Origin of the sequence: Solirubrobacter soli DSM 22325, from assembly GCF_000423665.1 — a bacterium.
GTDB classification, from domain to species: domain Bacteria; phylum Actinomycetota; class Thermoleophilia; order Solirubrobacterales; family Solirubrobacteraceae; genus Solirubrobacter; species Solirubrobacter soli.
In genome coordinates, this window is the sequence record NZ_KE384073.1 from 235,722 (window position 1) to 258,796 (window position 23,075).

General features: G+C 70.5%; 21 protein-coding genes, 1 tRNA gene and 1 pseudogene. 13 read left to right on the top strand and 10 right to left on the bottom strand.

Annotated elements, in window-relative coordinates; genetic code table 11:
- Positions 1 to 5: 5 nt before the first annotated feature.
- Positions 6 to 1,259: a lytic transglycosylase domain-containing protein gene (locus G569_RS63510; RefSeq protein WP_211233235.1), complete on the top strand. Its 1,254-nt coding sequence runs from the start codon at positions 6 to 8 to the stop codon at positions 1,257 to 1,259.
- Positions 1,260 to 1,262: 3 nt separating this feature from the next.
- Here G569_RS63510 and G569_RS60215 read toward each other — a convergent pair whose 3' ends face one another.
- Positions 1,263 to 2,999, bottom strand: coding sequence for a virginiamycin B lyase family protein (locus G569_RS60215; RefSeq protein WP_053227799.1), 1,737 nt, complete (start codon positions 2,997 to 2,999; stop codon positions 1,263 to 1,265).
- Between the two features lie 90 nt (positions 3,000 to 3,089).
- Here G569_RS60215 and G569_RS60220 point away from each other — a divergent pair, with 90 nt between their 5' ends.
- From G569_RS60220 to G569_RS66640, 4 genes are read left to right on the top strand one after another with little or no spacing between them, the layout of a single operon-like run.
- Entirely contained in the window at positions 3,090 to 5,129 is a 2,040-nt protein-coding gene (locus G569_RS60220; protein WP_053227800.1) for a serine/threonine-protein kinase, read from the top strand.
- A complete protein-coding gene (locus G569_RS65035; protein WP_053227801.1) occupies positions 5,126 to 5,557 on the top strand; it encodes a hypothetical protein in 432 nt (143 codons plus the stop codon). The genes G569_RS60220 and G569_RS65035 overlap by 4 nt, the downstream gene beginning before the upstream one ends.
- 30 nt (positions 5,558 to 5,587) lie before the next feature.
- Positions 5,588 to 6,067: a hypothetical protein gene (locus G569_RS0142005; RefSeq protein ID WP_157592680.1), complete on the top strand. Its 480-nt coding sequence runs from the start codon at positions 5,588 to 5,590 to the stop codon at positions 6,065 to 6,067.
- A complete protein-coding gene (locus G569_RS66640; RefSeq protein ID WP_028067852.1) occupies positions 6,064 to 7,050 on the top strand; it encodes an HTTM domain-containing protein in 987 nt (328 codons plus the stop codon). Before G569_RS0142005 ends, G569_RS66640 begins: the two co-directional genes overlap by 4 nt.
- 300 nt (positions 7,051 to 7,350) lie before the next feature.
- Here G569_RS66640 and G569_RS60230 read toward each other — a convergent pair.
- Positions 7,351 to 8,436: pseudogene (locus tag G569_RS60230) on the bottom strand (calcium-binding protein); the annotation flags it as partial.
- Positions 8,437 to 8,531: 95 nt separating this feature from the next.
- On the opposite strand from G569_RS60230, the gene G569_RS0142020 reads away from it, so the two are divergent.
- On the top strand, positions 8,532 to 8,858 hold the full coding sequence (locus tag G569_RS0142020; protein ID WP_028067853.1) for a PadR family transcriptional regulator: 327 nt from the start codon (positions 8,532 to 8,534) through the stop codon (positions 8,856 to 8,858).
- On the top strand, positions 8,855 to 9,640 hold the full coding sequence (locus G569_RS0142025; protein WP_157592681.1) for a permease prefix domain 1-containing protein: 786 nt from the start codon (positions 8,855 to 8,857) through the stop codon (positions 9,638 to 9,640). The genes G569_RS0142020 and G569_RS0142025 overlap by 4 nt, the downstream gene beginning before the upstream one ends.
- Here the strand turns inward: G569_RS0142025 and G569_RS0142030 are convergent.
- Genes G569_RS0142030 through G569_RS56225 form a run of 4 tightly spaced genes read right to left on the bottom strand, consistent with a single transcriptional unit; the run spans position 9,633 to position 15,687 of the window.
- Positions 9,633 to 10,973 (bottom strand): ABC transporter permease, encoded by a 1,341-nt coding sequence (locus G569_RS0142030; protein ID WP_028067855.1) that lies wholly within the window; start codon positions 10,971 to 10,973, stop codon positions 9,633 to 9,635. The two genes, G569_RS0142025 and G569_RS0142030, sit on opposite strands and share 8 nt — an antisense overlap.
- Positions 10,970 to 11,854 carry an ABC transporter ATP-binding protein gene (locus G569_RS0142035; RefSeq protein ID WP_028067856.1) on the bottom strand — a complete coding sequence of 295 codons (885 nt, stop codon included), beginning with the start codon at positions 11,852 to 11,854 and terminating at the stop codon, positions 10,970 to 10,972. Before G569_RS0142035 ends, G569_RS0142030 begins: the two co-directional genes overlap by 4 nt.
- An 8-nt stretch (positions 11,855 to 11,862) precedes the next feature.
- Positions 11,863 to 14,697 carry an alkaline phosphatase family protein gene (locus G569_RS0142040; RefSeq protein WP_028067857.1) on the bottom strand — a complete coding sequence of 945 codons (2,835 nt, stop codon included), beginning with the start codon at positions 14,695 to 14,697 and terminating at the stop codon, positions 11,863 to 11,865.
- Between the two features lie 57 nt (positions 14,698 to 14,754).
- Complete coding sequence (locus G569_RS56225) at positions 14,755 to 15,687, bottom strand: LysR family transcriptional regulator (RefSeq protein WP_053227803.1); 933 nt, start codon at positions 15,685 to 15,687, stop codon at positions 14,755 to 14,757.
- 70 nt (positions 15,688 to 15,757) lie between these two features.
- Here G569_RS56225 and G569_RS56230 point away from each other — a divergent pair, with 70 nt between their 5' ends.
- Positions 15,758 to 16,579, top strand: coding sequence for an SDR family NAD(P)-dependent oxidoreductase (locus G569_RS56230; RefSeq protein WP_037503038.1), 822 nt, complete (start codon positions 15,758 to 15,760; stop codon positions 16,577 to 16,579).
- Here the strand turns inward: G569_RS56230 and arsM are convergent.
- Together arsM and G569_RS0142060 are read right to left on the bottom strand one after the other, a co-directional pair.
- Positions 16,554 to 17,456: an arsenite methyltransferase gene (gene arsM, locus G569_RS0142055; RefSeq protein ID WP_084286312.1), complete on the bottom strand. Its 903-nt coding sequence runs from the start codon at positions 17,454 to 17,456 to the stop codon at positions 16,554 to 16,556. The genes G569_RS56230 and arsM overlap by 26 nt on opposite strands.
- Positions 17,444 to 17,797, bottom strand: coding sequence for an ArsR/SmtB family transcription factor (locus G569_RS0142060; RefSeq protein ID WP_037503041.1), 354 nt, complete (start codon positions 17,795 to 17,797; stop codon positions 17,444 to 17,446). The genes arsM and G569_RS0142060 overlap by 13 nt, the downstream gene beginning before the upstream one ends.
- A 57-nt stretch (positions 17,798 to 17,854) precedes the next feature.
- On the opposite strand from G569_RS0142060, the gene G569_RS65040 reads away from it, so the two are divergent.
- From G569_RS65040 to G569_RS63520, 4 genes are all read left to right on the top strand, one after another.
- On the top strand, positions 17,855 to 18,562 hold the full coding sequence (locus G569_RS65040) for an aquaporin (protein ID WP_053227828.1): 708 nt from the start codon (positions 17,855 to 17,857) through the stop codon (positions 18,560 to 18,562).
- Positions 18,559 to 18,960, top strand: coding sequence for an arsenate-mycothiol transferase ArsC (locus G569_RS65045; protein WP_028067860.1), 402 nt, complete (start codon positions 18,559 to 18,561; stop codon positions 18,958 to 18,960). Before G569_RS65040 ends, G569_RS65045 begins: the two co-directional genes overlap by 4 nt.
- An 81-nt stretch (positions 18,961 to 19,041) precedes the next feature.
- Complete coding sequence (locus tag G569_RS56240) at positions 19,042 to 19,425, top strand: helix-turn-helix domain-containing transcriptional regulator (RefSeq protein ID WP_169542372.1); 384 nt, start codon at positions 19,042 to 19,044, stop codon at positions 19,423 to 19,425.
- Between the two features lie 40 nt (positions 19,426 to 19,465).
- Positions 19,466 to 19,888, top strand: coding sequence for a type II toxin-antitoxin system RelE/ParE family toxin (locus G569_RS63520; protein WP_157592682.1), 423 nt, complete (start codon positions 19,466 to 19,468; stop codon positions 19,886 to 19,888).
- A gap of 86 nt (positions 19,889 to 19,974) precedes the next feature.
- Here G569_RS63520 and G569_RS0142085 read toward each other — a convergent pair.
- Positions 19,975 to 20,048 (bottom strand) — tRNA-Gly (locus G569_RS0142085).
- Positions 20,049 to 20,219: 171 nt separating this feature from the next.
- Between G569_RS0142085 and ftsH the strand changes: the two genes are divergently transcribed.
- The gene (gene ftsH / locus G569_RS56250) at positions 20,220 to 22,121 is read left to right on the top strand and encodes an ATP-dependent zinc metalloprotease FtsH (RefSeq protein ID WP_245602754.1); all 1,902 of its coding nucleotides are present in this window, start codon (positions 20,220 to 20,222) and stop codon (positions 22,119 to 22,121) included.
- On the opposite strand, the gene G569_RS56255 is transcribed toward ftsH, so the two are convergent.
- Positions 22,118 to 23,065: an NAD-dependent epimerase/dehydratase family protein gene (locus tag G569_RS56255; RefSeq protein WP_064750581.1), complete on the bottom strand. Its 948-nt coding sequence runs from the start codon at positions 23,063 to 23,065 to the stop codon at positions 22,118 to 22,120. The genes ftsH and G569_RS56255 overlap by 4 nt on opposite strands.
- Positions 23,066 to 23,075: the final 10 nt, after the last annotated feature.

Below are 23,075 nucleotides of genomic sequence, written 5' to 3' on the forward strand. Positions count from 1 at the left end.
GTCCGATGCCAGTGCCCGACGCCGACCGGCTGGAACGGCTGCTGACCGAGTTGATGGTCGACCCGGAGCTCCGCAAGGCGTTCAAGCGAGCGCCGCAGGTCGTGCTCAAGCGCTTCGAGTTGGAGGACGTCCAAGTCCCGGAGGGGCCGGTCGAGGCGCTGCAACCGCTCGACAAGCGGCTCTCGCCGTCCGGCATCTCCGGCGTGGTCATCAGCATGGCGGCGGAAGGGCTCGCGCTCGGCCACCACGTCGAGCACGGGTCGTCGATGGGTCTCGATCCGGACCACGTGCGGATCGTCAAGCGAGCGGAGACGCAGGCCATCAAGCGGGTGACGATGTCGCTGCACGTCGCGCCGCACAGTGCCCCCGATCGTGCCGTCCCGTTCGAGCGTGAGATCGAGCGCGCCGCGGCCAAGTACAAGCTCGACCCGGCGCTGCTCAAAGGCCTGATCAAGCAGGAGTCCAACTTCGACCCGAACGCGCGCAGCGGCGCTGGCGCGGTCGGTCTGGCCCAGCTCATGCCCGGCACGGCGCAGGGGCTCGGCGTCGACGATCCGACCGACCCGGAGCAGTCGATCGACGGCGGAGCGAAGTACCTGCGGGAGATGATGGACCTGTTCGACGGCGACAAGCGGCTCGCGCTCGCGGCCTACAACGCGGGTCCGGGAGCGGTCTCGAAGTTCGGGGGTGTTCCGCCGTACGCCGAGACGCAGGAGTACGTGGACCGTGTGCTGGCGAACGCGAAGGAGTTCGACTCCCACGCCGGCCCCGGCCCTGGCCACGTCGAGGCGTCGTCGAAGCCAGACCGACGGACCGGGATCCTCTACCTGGGTGCCGAGAAGCAGAGCGAGCACCAGGTCCCGCCGAACCCCGACCCGCATGAGGGCACCGTCGCCGCGCTGAAGGCCGAGGCCGAGAAGATCGACGACGCGCACGTCCGCTACGAGTGGGGAGGGGGTCACGCCGGCAAGGAGGACCCCGGCGACCCGGTCACGCCGCTCGACTGCTCCGGAGCGGTCTCACGCGTGCTCGGCATCGACCCGCGCGTCTCGGGCGGTTTCGCCGACTGGGGCGAGGCGGGTCCCGGCAAGCGCGTCTCGGTCTACTACAACGCCGAGCACGTCTTCATGGTGATCGACGGGCACTTCTTCGGCACGAGCCGGAGCAACCCCGGGGGCGGCGCGGGCTGGATCCCGCGCGAGCTCATGAGCCCGGCGTACCTGGCGCGATTCGAGGTGCGCCACCCGCCGGGCATGTGACGCTCAGAACGGGCACTTCCCGGGTTGCTTCGCGTTCGGTCGCTGGCACAGATCCGACGTCACGACGTTGCTCAGCGACTTCAGCTGCCAGCGCCGCACGACGCCGACCAGATCCGGGTGGGTGACGCGCACCTCAAAGACCGCTCCCTTGCGCAGCTTGAGGCCGCGCACCGACTTGAGCAGCGACAGCGTCGTGGCGTCGCGGGTCACCTTGACCGTCTGGCTCTTGTAGTGGCAGCCCTTCCGGCACGAGAGCCGGACGCTCGAGCCCGCCCGCGGCGACGACAGTGAGAGCGACTTGAACGAGTCGTGGCGGCGATGCGCCTGGACGTTCGCCGTGATCCGCGTCGGGAGGACCCCGAAGTCGGCGTCGCTTCCGGAGCAGTCCTCGTCGATCCCGTTCTGCGGTCGGTCGAGGGCGCCGGTGTGCACGTTGGCGTCGTGGTCGTTGCAGTCGACGGTCTCCGGGAACCCGTCGCCGTCGGCGTCGGGTGGCGGCGGCAACGGTCGTGGGAGCGGCGTCATGAACGTGCGGTCCTCGCCGACCGTCCCACCCAGCGGGCCCGATCCGACGATCCGGTAGTGGTAGGTGGCTCCAGGGGTGAGGTTCTGGAGCGTGGCGTCCACGGGGGTGGCGGCCGCGCTGTCCGGCAGGCTTCGCGTGGCCGTGACCGAGCCATAGTCGGTGGTCGGTCCGTACTCGAACCAGAAGGACAGCGGTGAGTTGTTCGGATTGGCGAAGCCGCCGATCCGGGCCGACGTCGTGACGACGTCGGCCGCGTCGCCGGTCGTCACGTCGCCGCGGTCGAGGGTAATGCGACCGATCGAGTCGTGGAAGTTCACGTACCACACGGTCCCGTTTGGGCCGGGGGCGAGCGCGATCAGGTAACCGAACGGGTCGGCGCCCGCGCCCCAGGAACTGATCCGCCCGGACGGCGTGATCCGGCTGACCCGGTTGGTGTTCCTGTCCGCGACCCAGATGTTGCCGTCCGCTGCCGCGACGATGTCGTTCGGTCGCTCGGAGTTGACGCCGTCGGAGAAGCTGCCGGTCTCGAGGCCGGCCACCGACATGCGGACGATCTTGTTGACCTCCGGCTGCGTGAACCAGAGGTTGCCGTCCTTGCCGACCGTGATGTCGCCGGGCGGCGGGGCGGTGTTGAACACCGTCGAGTTCCCTGACGGTGTGATCCGGCCGACCCCCGCGCTCGACGTGTACCAGAGGTTTCCGTCAGGCCCGGAGACGATGCGGCCCGGCGCCGCGCCGGAGGCGAACTCCCTGACCGTGCCGGAGGTCGTCATGCGCCCGATCATGTTCCGGGTGTTCTCCGTGAACCACAGATTGCCGTCGGGCCCGGTCGTGATGTCCCTGGGCTGCTCGGAAACTGGGAAGTGCGTGAACGTCCCGCTCATCGTGATCCGTCCGATGGTCGGCGACGGATTTCGGTAGATCCCCTCGCTGTACCACATCGCGCCATCCGGTCCAGGCGTGATCGCGTACATGTAGGCCTGCGCCCCTGGCGACGGGTTGAATCGGCCGGTGACCTTGTTGTCCGGCGTCACGCGCTCGATGATCGAGCTGACATCGGACGTCACCCAAAGGTTTCCGTCCGGCCCGAGCGCGACATCCTCGGCGCCGACGTGCCCGTAGAACTCCGTGATGTCAACGGCGCGTGCGGTCGCTGCCGGGAGGCCCAGCAGGAGGCTGACGAGCAGGACCCCGAGTGCTAGGGGAGCGCGCATCGCTGGGCAAGCACATACCTCGGAGCACCGGTTGTCAAGAGATTCTCGCACCGCCTGCTCCCAGCGACTTAGGATCGGCTGGTCGACGCCGTGCCAGACCTCACCGAACGCATCGGTCCGTATGAGCTCATCCGGGAGTTGGGGCGCGGTGGCATGGCTGTCATCTTCCTCGCCCGCCAGCCGAAGCTGGACCGTGAGATCGCGCTCAAGCGCCTTGAGGTGCGCGGGCAGGGCTCCGATTGGGCCGAGCGGTTCCTGCGCGAGGCGAAGACGGCCGGCAGCTTCGGCCATCCGAACATCGTCACCGTGCACGACTTCTTCGAGCACGACGGGCAGGCGTACATCGCCATGGAGTACGTCCCGCGGGGCTCGCTGCGACCGTACCTCGAGCGCGGGCTGACGCCGGCGCAGATGTTCGGCGTCCTCGAGGGCGTGCTCAACGGCCTGGGCCATGCCGGCGCGCAGGGCGTCGTGCACCGCGACATGAAGCCCGAGAACGTCCTCGTGACGAGCCGCGGCGGGGTCAAGATCGCCGACTTCGGCATCGCGAAGGCGTACACGAAGATGACGCTGGCGACGCCCCTCACCGACACCGGGATGGCGCTCGGAACGCCGTACTACATGGCACCCGAGCAGGCGCTCGCGAAGGCCGTCCGACCGGCGACCGATCTCTACGCCGTCGGCGCCATGACGTACGAGATGGTCGCCGGTCGCAGCCCGTTCGAGGTCGAGGGCGCGCCGATGGCGATCCTCCTGCGCCACATCAACGAGCCGCCTCCGCCGTTGCCCGAGGGCACCGATCCCCGCTTGGCCGAGTGGATCATGTGGCTCCTGGAGAAGGAGCCCGACGCGCGACCGGCGAGCGCCGACGTGGCCTGGGAGCGCCTCGAGGAGATCGCCGTCGATCAACTCGGCTCGTACTGGCGCCGGAGGGCGCCGCTGCTGGACCCGGGCGACGGCTACGAGAGCTTCGTGCTCCGGACGCCTGACGTGCGTCAGGAGGTCGAGACCGAGCCGGAGCCGGAGCCGGAGTCGGAGCCGGAACCGGAACCGGAACCGGAACCCACGGTCGAGTCAGAACCCGAGCCCGAGGTCGAACTGGAGCCCGAGCCCGTGCCGGAGCCGATCCGGGACGCGCCCACCATCGCTCCACGCCGGCCGATCACCGCGCCGACGGCCGTCGCCACCCCGCGCGAGCGCCGCGGCGGCGGCGTGATCCTGGCCGGGATCGCCGTGGTCGCGATCGCCGCCGCGCTGTTGGCCTACTCCGCCGCGCCGGCGAAGGTCGTCCGCGCCGCCGAGCCCGTCGACACGACGGTCCAGGGAAGCCAGATGACCCTGAAGACCCCTGCCGGCTGGCATGCGGGCAAGCCGAGCGCGGGGGAGGCGGCCCCGGGGCTCACCCTCCGCGACGCGGTCGCGCTGCGCCCGCCCGGTGCCGGTCGCGGCGACGCCGTCCTCGCCGGGTGGACCGACTCGGCCGACGCGACCTTGATCGGGCCCGCCACGCACAAGGCGCTCGGCCGGCCGACGGCGAGACGGGTGAAGCTCGGCGACGCCCAGGCGTTCGCCTACGGACCGGCCGAGGCCTCAGGGACGGGCTTCACGGTCTACGCCGTCCCGACGGCCGACGGCGTGGCCACCGTGGTCTGTCGCAGCGCCGACGAGGGCGCCGTCACCCGCTCGTGCGATGGGATCGCACGCAGTCTCCGGCTCGCCCGCGGCAGCCTCTCGTTGCCGCCGCGGGCCGCGTTCGCGCACGAGGTCGACGGGATCACCGCCGACCTGACCCGCGACGAGCGCGCCGCGGGGCGCGAGCTCGACCAGGCACGCAGCGGCGACTCGCAGGCCCGCGCGCTGACCAAGCTCGCCGCCGTCTACGGCGCCGCCGCCAAGTCGTTCGACGGCATCGATGCGGCGCCGTTCGAAGCGGCGCGGGTGAACGCCGTCGTCGACCAGGTCGCGCGTCTGCAGCGCGAGACGCGCGCGCTCGCCAACGCCGCGTCCGGTCGCCATTCCAAGCGCTATCGGAGCGGCCGGGAGGCGGTCGAGCGGCTGCGCGCCGGCCTGCCCGAGAAGATCGCCGCCCTTGGGACCATCGGGACGTCGTCGTCGCCGGAGGGCACATGAGCGGGGCGCGACGCCGGCTGATCGTCGTCGTGCTCGTGGGCGCGGTGCTGTTCGTGGGTGGCGCCTACGCGCTCGGGCGCGCGATCAAGGAGTCCAACGAGCCGCTCCCCTCGTCGACACCGGTGACGATCACGAGTGAGCAGGGCGCCGTCAGCACGGTCGGCGGCGGCCCTGACATCCCCGGCCTGATCACCCCCACGCCGACCAAGTCGGCCGACAAGACGACGAGCACCACCGGGCCGACGACCACGGGGCCGACCACCACGGGGCCGACCACCACGGGGCCGACGACCACCGGTCCGACGACCACCGGTCCGACGACGACTGGGCCGACGACCACCGGGCCGACGACCACCACGGGCCGCGGCACGACGCGGACATCGAGCGGGAGCGGATCGACCTCGGGCACGTCGACGACCACCGGGTGACGTGTGGCATCGGGGCTCCGCAAAGCGCTGATGAGCGTCGCGTTCGTCCTCGGCATCGTCGCCGTTCTCGCGACGACGCTCGTCGGGCTTCCCGGGGTCGCGCCGGTGGCTCGCACCGCGCAGCCGTTGGTCGACCTGGCCGCGCTGGATCAGGACTGGCGTCTGTTCGCGCCGGAGCCTCCGCGCACGGCGTTGCGCCTGGAAGCGATCACGACCTGGTCGGACGGCTCGACGACGACCTGGCGGATTCCGGAGGGTGGCCCGTGGCTCGGCGCGTATTCCGACTATCGCTGGCGCAAGTGGACCGAGAACGCCAGCTCCGACGAGCGCCTCTGGCGCCCGACCGCCGGCTACGTGCTCGCGCATCAGCGGCGCCCTGCCGGGACCTGGCCCGTCGAGCTGCGTCTCGTCCGCCGTCTCGCTGACATCCGTGCGGCGGGACACCGCGGAGCACAGCACTGGGTCCCACGCGAGCTCTACCGAGCCCGGTACGCGCCGAGACGCTCGTGATCCGCCGCGCCTGGCACCGCTGGGACCGCTTCTGGTTCGCGCCGGTGGACCCGCTTCCGCTCGGCCTCGTGCGGATCGCGCTCGGCGTGGTGATGACGCTCTGGACGCTCACGCTGCTGCCACAGCTGCCGGACTTCTTCACGGCCCGCGGGGTCACCGGCAGCGCCGCGGCCGGCCGCCCGTGGCACGTCTGGACGCTGCTCGGCGCCACGCCCTCGCCGACGTGGCTCGGAGCGGTCTGCCTCGCCATGCTGGTGGCAGCGATCGCGCTCACCGCCGGCTGGCACACGCGGGTGGCGTCGATCATCGTGTGCCTCGGCGCCGTCTCCCTGCAACGCACCGACCCGTACGTCTTCAACAGCGGGGACTCGCTGCTGCGGCTGCTGTGCCTGTTCGTCGCGCTCGCTCCCGCGGGCGCGTGCCTGTCGCTCGACGCCCGGCGGCGGGGTCCGCGCTCGATCCCCGCCTGGCCGCTGCGACTGATCCAGATCCAGGTCAGCGTGATGTACCTCGCCGCGGTCTGGGCGAAGCTGCGCGGGCCCGCATGGCGCGACGGATCGGCGACCGAGTACGCGTTGCGCGTCTCCGACCTCGTGCGCTTCCCGGTGGGCGACCTCCTCGACGCGGCCCCCTGGCTCGTGCCCGCCGCGACCTACGGCACGATGGCGATCGAAGCCGCGCTCGTCGTGCTCGTGTGGCCCCGCCGGACACGCCCCTTCGCCCTGCTCGCCGGCGTGACGCTGCACCTCGGGATCGACCTCGGGCTGCGCGTCGGCTTCTTCACTCTCGCCGTCTTCACCGCGTACCTCGCGTTCGTCGACCGGTCGTACCTACGCCCGTTTCACCACCACCTTGACGCGCAAGGTTCCGAGCGAGAGCTCCAGCGTCTGTTTCGCCTGCTTGCGCAGCTTCCGCGTCATGCTCGCCGACAGCTTGAGGTGCAGCGTCGAGGTGCCGCGCTTGACCGCGACCGACGTGTGTAGATAGGTGACGGTTCCGCGCTTGAGGGCGAGCGTCAGCTTGCCGGCGGACGAGGCGTTGACGCGCAGGGCGAGCTTTCCGTCGCGGCCGAGCCGCAGCGTCTTGGCGAGGACGCGCACCGTCAGGCGGGTGGACTGCGGCTTGACCGACGGACGCTGGGTCGCGTTCGGTCCACCGCCGGGCGGAACGCCCTGGCCGCCGCCGCCGGGCGGCGGTGCGGTGCCGGTGTCACACGCGATCACGGAGTCCTGCGCGCCGGCGATCACCGTGTCGTCGCTCGCGACGCAGTCGAGCACGTTGGCGCCGGCGCCTCCGTCGAGCGTGTCGGCGCCGCCGAGACCGCGCAGGGTGTCGTCGCCCGCGCCGCCGCGCAGGACGTTGGCGCCGTCGTCCCCGACCAGCGTGTCGTTGCCGGCGCCGCCGTAGCCGCCTTCGATGCCGACCGCGGAGTCGCCCTCTCCGGGCTCGCCCTGCGGCGCGGCGCGGCGCAGGTCGACGTCGACGCCGAGCACGCGGTCGCTGTAGTCGAGGATGTCGAAGCCGGGACCGCCGTCGATCTGATCCGCCTTGTCGCCGCCGTCGAGCCGGTCGTCGCCCGGACCGCCGTCCAGGTGGTCGGCGCCGCCGGCGCCGCCGAACGTGGAGTCGCCGTACACGCGGTCGTCGCCGGCGCCGCCGGTGAGCGTGTCGCTTCCCGCCTCGCCGACGAGCGTGTCGTCGCCGCCGTTGCCGGTGATGACGTCGTCGGCGCCGCCGCCCGTGAGGAAGTTCGGCCCGTCGTCGCCGGTCAATGTGCCGCTCGCGGTCGCGTCCTCGATCCCGGTCAGCACGTCGTGCTCGCCCGCCTGACCGCCCGTGCCCGCGTTCAGATCGACGGTCACCGGGCCGGTCGCGGACGAGTAGGTGGTCAGATCCTCGCCGGTGCCGCCGTCGATCGCGTCGTCGCCGGCTCCGCCGTCGAGCCGGTCGTTGCCGCCGCCGCCGGTCAGCGTGTCGACGCCGGCGCCGCCGAAGAACGCGTCCGGGCCCGCTCCGCCGTCGAGGTGGTCGGAGCCGGCCTCGCCGAAGACCATCCAGCCGCCCGCGGGCGCTGCGGTGAAGGTGTCATCGCCGCCGCCGAGGAACGCCGTGGCGCGCGCGGCGGTCTGGGCGCAGCGGACCTCGTTGGCGGTCGACTGCGTGCAGCCGGCCCCGGCGGTCAGCGGGCTGGCGGAGTCGCTGATCACCCAGGTCTGCGCGTCGAGCGCGACCGTGACGGCGTTGGTCTCGGCGCCGGCGTCGCGCAGCGTGATCGCGCCGGTCCCGTCGCTGGACACGGTCGCGGCGGCAGCAGTCGCGGGCATCGCGAGCGCGACGGCTGCGGCGACCAGGCTCAGGCGGTTCAACATCAGGGCAATTCAATGCCGTTCTCGGCCCGAACTCGTAAACGACATGTGTCTCGACTCGCTAGGTATGTGCCGACGCGAATTACACTCGCGGCCAGATGAAGATCGACCAGACGGCTGGGCAACTCGACATGCTCCTCCTGGCCGCACTGGCGCAGGGGCCGGCACACGGCTACGGTGTCATCGCGCGGTTGCGCGATGACAGCGGCGGGATCTTCGCAATGCCGGAGGGCACGATCTATCCCGCGCTGCACAGGTTGGAGGCCTCCGGGTTCGTCAGCTCCTCCGACGAGTTCGTCGGTCGCAAGCGCCGCCGGACCTACCGGTTGACGGACGCCGGCGTCGAGCGCTTGGACACACGGCGCGCCGAATGGACGGCGTTCAGCACGTTGGTCTCCCGAATGATCGGGGTGCAGCCGGCGTGAGAGTGCTCGTCGACGACCCGATCGAGGCCTATCTCGACCGGCTGCTCGTCGCGCTGACCGGGTCCCCGCGAGACGTCCGCCGTACCCTGGCCGAGGCCGAGTTGCATCTCCACGAGTCCGCGGAGGAGCTCGAGGCGTCCGGCCTGTCATGGGAAGAGGCACGGGCCGAAGCGGTACGGAGGATGGGTCCGGCCGAGGTCGCCGCCGGTCCGGAGCGTGTGACGCTCTCCCTGACGCCGGCGCTGCGCCGTCGCGTCGCGCTCTCGCTGCTGCTGATCGGCGGCGTCGGTGGCGTGGCGATCGGGCTCGCCGGGGTCCTCGGGCTGGTCGTACGGGCGGTGTGGGGGCCGGCGGCGATCGCCAACGCGTTCCCGGCCGACTCCTACTCGGCCGCCGACTGCGACAACTGGCAGGCCGCGAACCCGAAGGCGCACGACTGCCTGGAGGTCATGACCGCGCTGCACGCGTCGCACTACCTCATGGACACGCTGGCCTGCGGGGTCATCGGCGTGCTGGTCCTGCTGCTCTACCGCCGGCTCCAGCGCCGCTGGTGGTTGCCCGGGAGGATCGGCGAGCTGTTCGATGTCGAGTTGCTGATCGGCGCGGCAGCGGCGGGAGTCGTGGCGGCGATCTTTCTCTTCCGCGGGGTCCACACCGCGCTGATCACGCATGACAACGGCGTCGGGCAGCCGTTCTGCCTCGCGGCCGCGTCCTCACTGGCCTTCCTGTACTTCGTGCTGAGCGCGCGCCGCCATGGGGTCCGCGCGCACTTCTCTACTTGATCAGGTTGACCAGCCCGTCGAGCTGCCAGAGCGGGTTCGGTGCGTCACCGGTCTCGGTGCGGACCTGGAAGAACCCGTTGACCTGCTGCGGCCCGTCGCCGTCCGCCACGTAGCGCCCGTCCGGTGTGACATCGAGCTGGTAGATCGCCGAGCCGGTCGCGGTCGAACCCGGCAGGTGCCAGGTGACGACGCAGCGCCAGTCGTTGCCCGCTCCCACGTCGTCGACGCGTGAGCCGCCCTTGTCGCACGACGCGCCGGCGCGCAGCTGCGCCTCGGTGACGGCGGGGCGATGCAGCTCGTCCGTCTGGAGGCGGTAGAGATGGGCGAACGCCGTCGCGAGCGACCGCTGGAGCTTCGCCTGCTCGATCCCCGAAGCCGAGGCCGAGGTGGCGACGGCGATGACCCCGACACTGGCGGCGAACAGCGCCCCTAGAGGCAGCACGGCCTGAACCAGGACACGCCGAGGAGAGCCGTCGTACGCCAGGTCGGTGAAGTCGCGGCGCATGAACAGGCGGTACGCCAGCGCCGTGGCGGCCGCCGCCCACGCGAGGCTGACGAGGATGCCGACGAGGAGCGGGCCGGTCTGCGCCGGGTCGGTGAACAGCCCGCGCCAGCCGATGAAGCCGTAGCTCGGCAGCGCGACCCGAACCACCGCGGGCAGGGGAAGCAGCTGCGCGATCCCGAGCGCCAACGCGAGCAGCGCCGGGATCGCCAACCCCATCGGGGAGCGGCCGAGCGCCACCGAGCCGAGCAGCCCGATCGACGCGAACGCCAGCGTCGGCGCCAGCACGGCCGCCCAGGCGAGCAGGACCGTGCCGGCAGGGTCGAACAGATGCCCGTCGAGACCGACCAGCGGCCGGTTGCCGACCGCGGCGAGGCCGCCGGCGATGCCGGAGACGGCCAGGCCGAGCGCCAGCAGCACGATCACGGTGAGGCTCGCCAGCGCCTTGGCGGCGAAGATCCGCCGCGGCGACCGCACCGCGACGAGCAGATGGCGCCACGTGCCCAGCCGGTCCTCCGACGCGAACACGTCGCCGGCGACCAGCGACGTCAGCAGCGGCAGCACCCAGCTGCAGGAGAAGGTCAGGATCACCAGCGCTCCGGCCCACCCGGTCTGTCCCATCCAGCGGCCGAAGACCGTGTCCGACGGCAGCGAGCTCTGCCGGCTGACGACGGCCACGAACACCGCCGGGCCGAGGCAGCACGCCAACAGCAGCAGCCGGATCGGCCACTGCGCCAGGAGCTTGACCAGCTCGAAGCGGTAGCCGCGCCACACGGGTGTCGGTGGGGCGGCGGTCCGTGGCTGCGTCGTGACGGCAGCGGCGGTGCTCATTCCTTCTCCTTTGCGGTCAGGGCCAGGAAGGCCGCCTCGAGTGGCGCCACGACCGGCGCCAATTCACGCACGCCGACGCCCGCACCGACGAGCCGCGCGACGAGCTCGTCCAGAGCCGGGATCGCGGTTCGCACCACGTCGTCTCCGACCAGGCGCACCCCCGGCGTCTCGGCCGCGATCCGCCGGGCCGCGGCGGGATCGGAGGTGCGCAGCCGGTAGTCCAGTTCGCCGGTGTCGGCGGCGAGCTCGCTGAGCGGGCCCGTGAAGACCACCTTGCCGGTGGCGAGCAGCGTGACCCGGCTGCACAGCGCCGCGAGGTCGTCCATCCGGTGGCTGGACAGGACGACGGCGGTGCCGTTCGCCGCCAGCCGGGTGAGCACGCCGTGCACGTGCCGCGTGCCGATGGGGTCCAGGCCGTTCGCCGGCTCGTCGAGCACCAGGAGCCGAGGCCGCGTCAGCAACGCGGCGGCCAGCCCGAGACGCTGGCGCATGCCGAGCGAGAAGCCGCGGACGCGGTCGTCCGCGACGTCGGTGAGCCCGACCTGGTCGAGCACGTCGTCGATGCCGTCGGCGCCGTCGCCGCGCAGCTGCGCGAGCGCGACGAGGTTCTGCCGCGCGCTGAGCGCGGGATACAGGCCTGGCCCGTCCACGAAGCCCGCGACCCCGGCGGGCGTCTCGCGGACGGGGCTACCGAGGATCTCGAGGATCCCGCTGTCGGCATGGGCCAGCCCGAGGAGCAGACCGAGAAGCGTCGTCTTGCCGGCGCCGTTCGGTCCGACCAGGCCATGCACCTCGCCCTGCGCGACGGTGAGGTCGACGCCATCGAGGGCGACGACCTCACCGAAGCACTTGCTCAGGCCCTGAGCACGAACTGCCTGCACGTCAGCGGTCAGTTGGAGTCCGGGCTCGGGATGTAGGCGCCCGGGACGTCCTCCGGGGCGTAGATCGTCGAGTCACCCGGGTACGGCACCTTCCAGTCGTGGGTGACGTACCACGTGTACCGGTTCATCTGCTCCGGGTTCGCGTAGTCAGGGGTCGCGCCGTTGCCGGTCGTGCGCTGCTTGGCGATCCAGCCCTGCCACAGCGCGGCCGTGGCCGCCTGGCTCGTCGGCACGGCGGTGGCCGTCGGCGTCGGCGTCGCCGTCGGCGTCTGGCCCATCGTGTCCAGGCCGCAGGCCGGTGCCGTGGCGATGTTCTCGGTCAGCGGAACCTGGTTCTGGACCGCCGTGAACGGCGTGAAGTCCGGGTCGTCGGTGAACGCGCCGTACATCGGCGTCGCCGCGGCGACCTTCTGGTTCAGCGGCTGGGCGCCGAGGATCTGCTCGATCGTGCGCACCATCGTGATCTGCGAGTAGTACGTGCTGTCGGTCTTGCCGTGCTGCGCCCACGGGCTGATGATCTGGATCGGCGCGCGGTGGCCGTCGACGTGATCGGCGCCGTCCTGGCTGTCGTCCTCCGCCACGAAGATCACGGAGTCCTTCCAGTACTTGCTGTGCGAGATCGTGTCGACGACGCGGCCCACGGCGAGGTCACCGTCGGCCACGCCGGCCTCGGGGGTGATCGGACCGCCCGTGTGGTCCGAGGAGAACCACATCATGTTGAAGTTGGCGGGACCGTTCTTGAGGAAGTCCTGCTTCCAGATCTGGTAGCGGTAGATGTCCGGGACCGAGAGGTCGTACGGCGGGCTCGTCGGGTTCGTGATCGCGTTCAGCGACGGGATCGTCGAGCCGTAGTTGCCCTTCAAGTTCGCGGGCGTCAGCAGCGCCGGGTCACCGCCCGCCTGGACGGCCGTGGCCGCGCAGTAGTACTGCTGCCAGCTGCCGCCGGAGGGCTTGCCCTCGGTGTAGATGAACTCGCCGAAGTTGCGCGCGGTGTTGTTGTTGGCGTCCTGGATCGCCGTCCACAGGAAACCCGAGCGCTGGTGGCCGAGGACGTCCTCCTCGGTGTCATAGCTGCGCTGATACTCGCCCGCGGAGGACTCGGTGTACTCCGGGTTGTCGCCCTGCATCAGCCAGTTGTGGCCCTCGGCGGAGTTCGTCCCGATGTCATACGTGTTGTCATAGAGGCCGAACTGCTTGGCCAGCGCGTGCTGGTTCGGCGTCTGCTTGGCGCCGAACTGCGCCAGAGTGGCGTCGCCGTTGCCCTCGGTCATGTCGCCGTAGACCTGGTCGTACGTGCGGTTCTCCTTGACGATCAGGAAGACGTGCTTGATCGTCGACGGGTCGCCGATGCGCGTCGGGACGGCCACCGGCGGGACCTTCTTGCCCTTGGCCTGCGTGACGTCGTTGGCGCCCCAGCCGTTCTGCGCGAAGACCGTGTCGGTGTACAGGCCCGAGATGTCCTTGTCGCGCGGCAGCGTGAACCGGGTCAGCGACGCGGTCGTGCTGTGCGTGCCGTGGCCCGTCGCCGGCGTGGTGCCCTGGCCCTTGTTGAACGTGAGGTTCGGGCCGCGCGCGTCGATGCCACGGGTGTTGGTGACGAAGATCTGACGCCCGACGGTCGCGATGTCCTCCGGGTAGTAGTCCGTCGGCAGCAGGCCGAGGTAGCTCACCGGCTCCTGCGGCTTGCCCGCGTACGTGTACACCGCCACGGCGTTCGCGCGGCCGAGCGTCACGAGCAGGTGGTTGTTCGGGCCCATCGTGATTCCGGTGGGCTGGTAGCCGATGTCCGACGACGGCCACGGCTTGGTCTCGATCGTCTGGACGACCTTGTCGTTCTTGGTGTTGATCACCGAGACGGTGTCGCTGTTGGTGTTGGCGACGAACAGCGCGTCCGGGCTCGTCTTGTTCGGCTTGTTCTTCTTCGGCGCGCCGGGCTGGACGAACATCGCCGTCGGATGCAGGCCGACCGCGATCGAGCCGACCGGCGCCGTCGGGTCGGTGGTGTCGATCACGCTGACCGACCCGGTCGTCGACGTGCCGTAGTACCCGTCCGCCGGCACCGCGGTGCCATAGGAGTCCATCGTCGTCTCGCCGGGGCGCGGCTTGCGGCCGCCCTCGTTGGTGACATAGAGCTTGTCGCCCACGAACTTCAGCTCACGCGGGGCGATGCCGACGTTCCACGTGTGCAGGACCGCGCCACTGTCCGGGTCCATCTGGACGACCGTGTTCTGCCCGTTGATCGCGACGTACACCGTGTAGGCGTCGGGCGAGTACACGATCTGCCCGACCAGCGCGGAGTGACCGCTGACCTTCGGGATCGCGAACGTGGTCGGCGCCCCGAGCGTGCCGTCGGCCTTGACCGGGAACCGGCTCACCGAGTCCTGCTGCGGCAGCCACAGCGTCCGGCCGTCCGGCGAGTAGGTCGGACCGACCTGGCCGACGCTGTTGCCCGTGAGCTTCTGGCTGACGCCGGTCGCCGTGCCCGCCGACCAGATCTGCTTGTAGCTGGTCAGGTCGAAGATCTGCAGAGCCACCGACCGGTCGGTGCTGGTGGCCGCGAGATAGCGTCCGTCCGGGCTCGTCGTGGAGCCCATGAACTTGCCGGTCTGCGTGACCAGCCGGTCGCCGAGCGGCTTGATGATCTGGTCGTCGGAGACCTGGATCCCGTTCGAGTACTCCGTGCCGACCTTGTTCTGCCCGAACACCTGAGTCGTCGCGTACGCCGCACCCGCGCCCACGAGCGCGACCGCCGCGGCGCCGGCCGCGACGGCGCGCCGTCGGCCTTTTACGCGCGAGGCCGTTCGTCGCTGCCGCGTGACCTGTAAATCGGATTCGTTCAGCATCGTTACCCCCTGAGAAAGAAACTCCGGCGGCGGCATCGTGCGCTTTGCCTCGGCTGTCTAGGTAACGCGCTTGTGAACCGTCCCGGTAAGGGCGTCGTTCCGCTGACCTTGCAGGTCCTCCGCCGCGCCGGTGAGCGCCTCGAGCGCGGGTCCCGCGAGCGGATGCAGCCCGCCGGGCGGCAACAGCGCGTAGACGTCCCGTTCCGGGGCCGGGCCGTCGATCGGCCGGAGCACGGCGTGTTCGAAGGCGTCGGCGAGGAGACCCGCGGCGAGGGTCACCGCGAGACCTCGCGTGATGAGCGCCCGGATGGCGAACTGGTCGCGTGTGATAGAGACGATGCGCGGCTCGAAACCTGCGTCGCGACAGGCGTTCACGATGATGCCGTCGGTGGTGCCGGCGATCCAGTCGTCGTCGGCGAGGTCCGCCAGGCGGACGGCCGGCCGGTCGGCAAATGGGTGCGTGGGCGGGAGCGCGACGAGGAAGCGTTCCCGCAGCAGGTCATGGCGGGCGAGACCTTCGTGGTCGGCGGGCGGGAGGGCCGCGTCCTGGAAGCTGACCGCCAGGTGGAGCTCACCAGACCGCACGCGGCCGGGAAGCTCGGCGGCGCCGCCCTCTGCGACCGTGACCGACGCGTGCGGGGCGTGGTTGCGGACCCGCTGCAGAGCGGCGGGGACGAGCCCGGCGAGGGCGCTGGGGACGGCGCCGATGCGGAGACGGGTGTCGCCTGGGCTGAGGATCTCGCTGAGCTGGGACTCGGCGAGCTCGAAGCGTTCCGCGATGGCGTCGGCGTGGGCGAGCAGGGCTTCACCGGCATCGGTGAGACGCAGACCGCCAGGGCCGCGCTCCAGCAGGCGCCCACCGACCTCGCGCTCGAGCAGCGCGACCTGGTGTGAGACCGACGGTTGCGTGAGCGACAGGGCGCGCGCCGCGCGCGAGAACGACCGCTCGTGGGCGACTTGACGAAAGGTCAGCACCCGTCTCGGATCCATAGAAAGAATCTATCGCCTGGCGAAAATCATCATTTGAAACTTTGGCTTGCCCGGACGAACCTGGATCGTCATGGGAATCGATCGACCGCTCGCCTTTGTCACCGGTGGCTCGTCCGGCATCGGCTACGAGCTGGCCAAGCAGCTTGCCTCACACGGCCATGACGTCGCCGTCTCCGGGTCCAGCGGGCGTGTCCACGAGAGCGCCGCCCGGTTGCGCGAGCTCGGCGGGGAGGCGTGGAGCCACCAGGCCGACGCGAGCACCTACGAGGGCGTCGAGTCGTTCTGGCGCTTCGTCGAGGGCCTCGGGCGCCGCGTCGACGTCGCGGTCTTGAACGTCGGCGTCGCGGTCGGCGCCGCGATCGCCGACACGCCGCTCGACGCGCACCTGCGCGTGCTCGCGATCAACGTCGTCGGCACGACCCACATGGCCAAGCGGGTCGTGGACCACATGGTCGTCAACCGCACGGGGCGGATCCTGATCGTCTCGTCGATCTCAGCGACCACGCCGACGCCGTACGAGGGCGTCTACGGCGCCACCAAGGCCTTCGGGTACAACCTCGCCGAGACCCTGCGTGAAGAGGTGCGCGGACACGGCGTGGTGGTCACCGCGCTGCTGCCCGGTGCCACGGACTCGGACTTCCATAGCAACGGCGGGATGGGCGCTGACACCCCGATCGGCCGGATGCAGAAGTTCCCAAAGGAGGAAGTCGGCCGCCTCGGCTACGAAGCCTTGATGGCCGGCGCTGACATGGTCGTCGGCGGAGGTCCGGACGCCCGCGCCGCGTACGAGCGCAACCTCCGGACGCCCGAGCCCGAGAAGGCGGCGGCGCACGCCCAGCTGGTCCGGCCGGACGGCCGCGCCGCACTCACACCGGCTTGCGGGCGCGGATGATCGCCGACCCGGCGTGCTCGTGGACGCGGTGCGTCTCGACGATCTCGATGTCACTCAAGCCCGCATCGGCGAGGTAGCGGGTGTATTCGTCGTGCGTGAGGGCACCGGCGATGCAGCCGACGTACTGCTGCATGTCGGCGCGGGTGGCGTCGTCCATGTCGGGGTCGGCGATGACGTCCGAGACCGCGAACAGGCCGCCGGGCTTCAACACGCGGGCCGTCTCGCGCAGCACCCGGGGCTTGTCGGTCGAGAGGTTGATGACGCAGTTCGACAGGACGACGTCGACCGAATCGGCCGGGAGCGGGATCGCTTCGATGTGCCCCTTGAGCCACTGGACGTTGTCGATCCCCGCTTTGGCCTGATTGGCGCGGGCGAGCTCGAGCATCTCGTCGGTCATGTCCAGGCCGTAGGCCGTGCCGCCCGGCGCCACACGGCGGGCGGAGAGCAGGACGTCGATGCCACCGCCGGACCCGAGGTCGAGCACGACCTGGCCGGGCTGCAGGTCCGCCATCGCCGTCGGGTTCCCGCATCCGAGAGAGGCGATCAGCGCCTCTTCGGGGAGCTCGTCGCCCTCGTTGCCGTAGAGGCCGCGACCGAACAGTTCGGCCTGTTCGTCGGTGATGATCGCCGAGTCCGGGCTGCAGCAGCCCGCCGTCTCGATCGGGTTGGCGGTGGCGAGGGCGGCCGCGGCGTAGCGCTCGCGGACGGTCTCGCGCAGGGCGTCGGCGCCTTCGGCGCAACCGCACGTGCCGCCGGCCGCGCCGGTCTCACAGCACGTGGCCTTGTCCGCCGGTTCGCAGCAGCCGGCTTGCGCGTCGGTCGAGCAGCAGGTGCTCGTGCCGGTGGCGGCGGGGGTGAGGTCGGTCAGCTCAGCCATGCGGTCAGTTCCTCCAGCGCGCCGGGGCGGACGTAGTAGTAGGCCCACAGCCCGCGGCGCTCGGAGTCGACGATGCCGGCCTCGCGGAGCTTCTTGAGGTGGTGCGACAGCGTGGGCTGGGAGATGTCGAACAGCGGCACCAGCTCGCACACGCAGACCTTGCCGGCGTGCTTGCGCAGGACGTCGACGAGTTGCAGGCGGACAGGGTCGCCGAGCGCCTTGGCGACCTCGGCCATCCGGACGGCGTGCTCGCGCTCGACGTCGGGGTAGACGACGGGCTCGCAGCAGGGCTCGCCTGCGGCGCGCTTGGTCTTCGGGGCCAGTGGCAGATCGACAGCCATCTATCTACATCTATCGATTGAAGTGACGGTTGTCAATGGAATATGGTCCGGTCGGTGATGCGACCGCCCCTGCGACGACGGCTGTTGGCCGAGTTCCTCGGCAGCGCCCTGCTGGCCGCGTTGGTGATCGGCTCGGGAATCGCCGCTCAGAACCTCTCCGAGGACGCCGGGCTCCAGCTGCTCGAGAACGCGGCGGCGACCGCCGCCGGGCTGTTCGCGTTGATCCTGATCTTCGGCCCGGTGTCAGGGGCGCACCTCAACCCGGTCGTGTCGCTCGTCGACGCCGCGTTCGGCGGGCTCGACCGGCGCGATCTCGCCCCGTACATGGCGGTGCAGGTCGTCGGTTGTGTCGCCGGTGCCGTGCTCGCCAACGTCATGTTCGACCTGGCGGCGATCAGCATCTCCACGCACCACCGCGCGAGCCCGGCGCATCTGCTCTCGGAGGTCGTCGCGACCTGCGGGCTGATACTCGTGATCTTCTCGCTCGCCCGGACGGGCCGCCTCGCAACCGCTCCCGCCGCGGTCGGCGCCTACATCGGCGCCGCGTACTGGTTCACCAGCTCCACGAGCTTCGCCAACCCGGCGATCAGCGTCGGGCGCGTGTTCTCGGATACCTTCGCCGGGATCGCGCCCGCCTCGGTGCCCGGTTTCGTGATCGCCCAACTCGCCGGAGGCGCGGTCGCGTTCGTCCTGATCCGCACGCTGTATCCCGGGCTCAGTCCCACCCAAGCCGCCGGCGTCGTCGTCCCCAAGGAGTCGACTTGAGCCACGTCCTGTTCGTCTGCCTGCACAACGCCGGCCGCTCCCAGATCAGCCAGGCGCTCTTCGAGCGGGCCGCTTCCGGCCGCCATACCGCCGAGTCCGCGGGCAGCGTCGCCGACCCCGACGGCCACGTCCATCCCGAGGTCATCGAGGTCATGCGCGAGCTCGACATCGACCTCGCCGACCGCCGTCCGCAGCGTCTCACGACCGAACTCGCCGAGCGCGCCGACGTCGTCGTGACGATGGGCTGCGGCGACACCTGCCCGTACATCCCCGGCAAGCGCTACCTCGACTGGGACCTGCCCGACCCCAAGGGTCAACCGATCGAAGCGGTGAGAGCCACACGAGACGAGATCGCAAGCCGGATCGACGCTCTGATCGCCGAGCTCGACGAGACCTGATCAAGACTCAGATATCCCAAGCCCGGACCGGTGTAGCACCTGTGTTACGCTTAGCTCGTTCTGACGTAACACATGTGTTACATGTCCCACGGGTGCAGACGGCGCGCGATGGCTCATCACGAAACCCAAGACACGACCTTGCATGACCGCTGGCTCGCCGAGCAACTCGGTGATCCCGAGTTCCGAGCCGAGTACGAGCGCGAGCGGCGCGAACTGGCCGTCATCGACGAGATCGTCAACGCACTCGACCAGCTCCGCGCCGAGTACGGAATGTCGAAGGCGGAACTCGCGCGTGAGATCGGCAAGAACCCTGCGAGTGTCCGGCGTCTCCTGACGGCGTCGGGCAACCCCGAGTTGCGCACCGTGGTCGCGATGGCCGCCGCACTCGACGCGGACATCAAAGTCGTCCCGCGGAAGCGTGGTCGGAGGCCCACAAAGCCGCGCCCGAAAGACCCGGTCACCTGACCTCAGCTCCGTCCGAGACCGGCCGTAGCGTTCGCTGGCCGTGTCTTGGGGAATCGTCTACTACGCGACGCAGACTGGCGACGCTCCCGGGCTCGAGTTCCTGAGGTCTTGCCCGGTGAAGGTCAGGGCGAAGCTCGTTGCAGTCCTCGAGGCCGTTCGTGCAGCCCCACCGCCGGCGTTCAGCGGCGGCGGCAAGTGGGAGGCCATGCACGGCTCGATGGGCGGCTACTACGAGATTCGGGTCACCGGCCCGGGCCGCCAGCACTACCGGCTGTTCTGCATCCTCGACAACGGCAACGCCGAGGAACTCGCCGAACGCGGCCTCCCCGCGCCTCAGATCGTCGTGATCAACGGCATGGTCAAGCCCAACGCCTCGCTATTCACGCACGGCGAGTACGAGAAGCACGTCCGTCGACTCGGCGACCGCTATCTCGCCACGCTGCCGCGGCCGATCGCCATCTGACGCAATTGGTCCGCCGCGGGAGTCACGGGTTCGGCGAACGGACCCCATGAACGCGAAAGGCCCGCCGGAGCGGGCCTTTCGTAGAGAGCGGATGAAGGGACTCGAACCCTCGACCTTCTGCATGGCAAGCAGACGCTCTAGCCAACTGAGCTACATCCGCAAACGCGGTGGCGAGTATAGCCACGTTGATTTGGTCTTGTGAGAGCGCCGGTACAGTCCAGGTATGGCGGACTCCCCCACCGAACGGCGACCGAGGACTCCGCTGCCCCGTGGGCAGGAGCCTGGGAAGCCTCCTGCAAGGCGGCCTGGCGCGCCCGCTCCGACCGGCCGGATGCCGCGTCTGCCCGGTGGGCGGACGTTCTGGATCGTCGTGCTGTCGCTGCTGGCGATCAACTATCTGAGCGTCGCGTTGTTCGCGCCGGGCAAGGCGCGCAGCGTGACGATCCCGTATGACGCGCCGACCGGGCCGGCCGGGTTCGTGCAGCAGGTCACGAACAACAACGTCACGAAGATCAAGACGCAGGGCGCGAGCGTCGAGGGCGAGTTCAAGAACGAGGTCAAGTTCCCGAACGACAAGGCCGACCCGGTCAAGAATTTCGAGACCGAGCTGCCGTCGTTCGTGATCTACAACAACGCCGACCTGAACAAGCTGCTCACGGAGCACAAGGTCACGACGTCGGCGACGCCGATCAATGACGGTCGCGGGTTCTTCACGAACCTGATCCTCGGGTTCGGCCCGGTGATCCTCCTCGTGGTGCTCTTCGTGTGGCTGTCGAGAAGAGCGGCGGGCGGGCAGATGGGCGCGATCGGCAACTTCGGGCGCTCACGCGCGCGCCGTGTGGAAGGCGGCGATCAGCGCGTCACGTTCAAGGACGTCGCGGGCATCGACGAGGCCAAGGGCGAGCTCACCGAGGTCGTCGACTTCCTCAAGAACCCCGAGAAGTACCAGAAGCTGGGCGGGCGGATCCCGAGGGGTGTCCTGCTCGCGGGGCGCCCCGGCACCGGCAAGACGCTGCTCGCACGCGCGGTCGCGGGCGAGGCCGAGGTGCCGTTCTTCTCCGTGTCGGCCTCGGAGTTCGTCGAGGCGATCGTCGGCATCGGCGCCTCCCGCGTGCGTGACCTCTTCAAGCAGGCCAAGGAAGCGGCCCCCGCGATCATCTTCATCGACGAGCTCGACGCGATCGGTCGCGCGCGCAGCGCCGGCAACACGTTCGGCGGCGGCAACGACGAGCGCGAGCAGACGCTGAACCAGATCCTCACGGAGATGGACGGCTTCGAGACGGGGGACACGGTGATCGTCCTCGGCGCGACCAACCGGGCGGAGATCCTCGACCAGGCGCTGCTGCGCCCCGGCCGCTTCGACCGCCGCGTGACGGTCCCGCCGCCCGACAAGGACGGGCGCCGGAAGATCCTCGAGGTCCATACGCGCAGCCTGCCGCTGGACAGCGACGTCGACCTCGACGACATCGCCGCGATCTCCCCGGGCATGGTCGGCGCGGACATCGCCAACCTGGCCAATGAGGCGGCGCTGCTGGCGGCCCGGCGCGGGCACAACAAGGTGTCGCGCCTGGACTTCACCGACAGCCTCGAGAAGATCATCCTCGGCGCGCCGCGCGGGATCATCCTCTCCGACGAGGAGAAGCGGCGCACCGCATACCACGAGTCGGGGCACGCGATCGTCGGCATGATGACCCCGGGGGCGGACCCGGTGCGCAAGGTGTCGATCATCCCGCGCACGATGTCGCTGGGCGTGACGATCTCCAGCCCGGACAACGAGCGGACGAACTACGACGTGGACTACCTGCTGGGCAGGATCCGGGTCGCGCTCGGCGGCCGGATCGCCGAGGAGGTCGTCTACGGCTCGATCAGCGCGGGCGCGGAGTCCGACATCCAGCAGCTCACCGGCATCGCCCGCCAGATGGTCGGGCGGTGGGGGATGAGCCAGGCGATCGGGCCGATCGCGGTGATCCCCTCCGAGGCGAACGGCCCGCTGCTGCCCGGCGCGTCGGAGGTGTCGGAGACGACGCAGCAGCTGATCGACTCCGAGGTGCGGCGGATCGTCGACGAGCAGTACCAGGTCGTCACGCGCCTGCTCACCGAGAACCGCGACAAGCTGGACTCCTTGACCGAGCGCCTCCTCGAGGAGGAGACGCTCGACATGGATGACGCCTACAACGCGGCGGGCGTCCCGGCCCCGCGCGTGGCGGCGACCGAAGAGCCCAGCGTGGCTTAGGACAGCGCGGCTCGCCCGAGCTGGACCCCGGTTCGGCCGGCGGCGAGCCGCTCGCGCGCCTCCGTCAGCAGTTCGCCGGACGGCGCCAGGTAGTCGCGCCACGAGCGCGTGGCGCGCCAGCCGAGGAGCCGCTCGGCCTTCGCGGTCGAGATCCCGCCGGCGTCCTCGCGGGGGAGCGCGCCCACCGACACCTCGGCGCCGAAGTGGTGCGAGATCAGCTCCTGCAACGGCCGCCCCGCGCCGTTGTCGGCCGCGGCGATGTACATCGCCTCATGCCCGTCCAACGAGCTCTCCGCGGCGAGCCGCAGCGCGTGGGCGAGGTCGTAGGCGTCGACGTAGCTCCAGAAGCTCGCGCTCGGCCCGCTGCCGAGCGGGTCGGTGAGCCAGCCGTGCAAGGACCGCTCGTAGTTGCCCTCCCACTGCACCCACGTGGGCCGGATCGTCAACGCCCGCAGATCCGAGCGCGCGACGGCGGCGTCCATCAGCTGCTCTCCGAACACCTTGGCCAGCGCGTAGGGATCCTGGGGGCGGGAGGGGAGCGACTCGTCGATCGGCGCCGACGACGCCCAGAACGGCCGCTCGGCGAACGCCATCCCCGCCACGGTCTCCGACGACACGTTGACCAACCGGTCCACGCCCACGCGCACGCAGGCCTCGACCAGGTTGAACGTCGACATCAGGTTGTTGGAGAAGACCTTGTGCGGCGCGTTGCGGGTCGGCTCGGGGAGCGCGGCGCAGTGGATGACGACGTCGGCGCCGCGAACGGCCGCGAAGGCGTCGCCCGGGTCGGTGAGATCGGCCTGGAAGTAGTGGGCGCCGCGGTGGCCGCCCTCGTAGACGGGCGCGATCAGATCACAGCCCGTGACGCGGTGGCCGGCCTCGAGGAGGTCGTGCACGGTCGCCGCGCCGACCTTGCCGCGAGCGCCGGTGACGAGGATGTCCATGACCGGATGA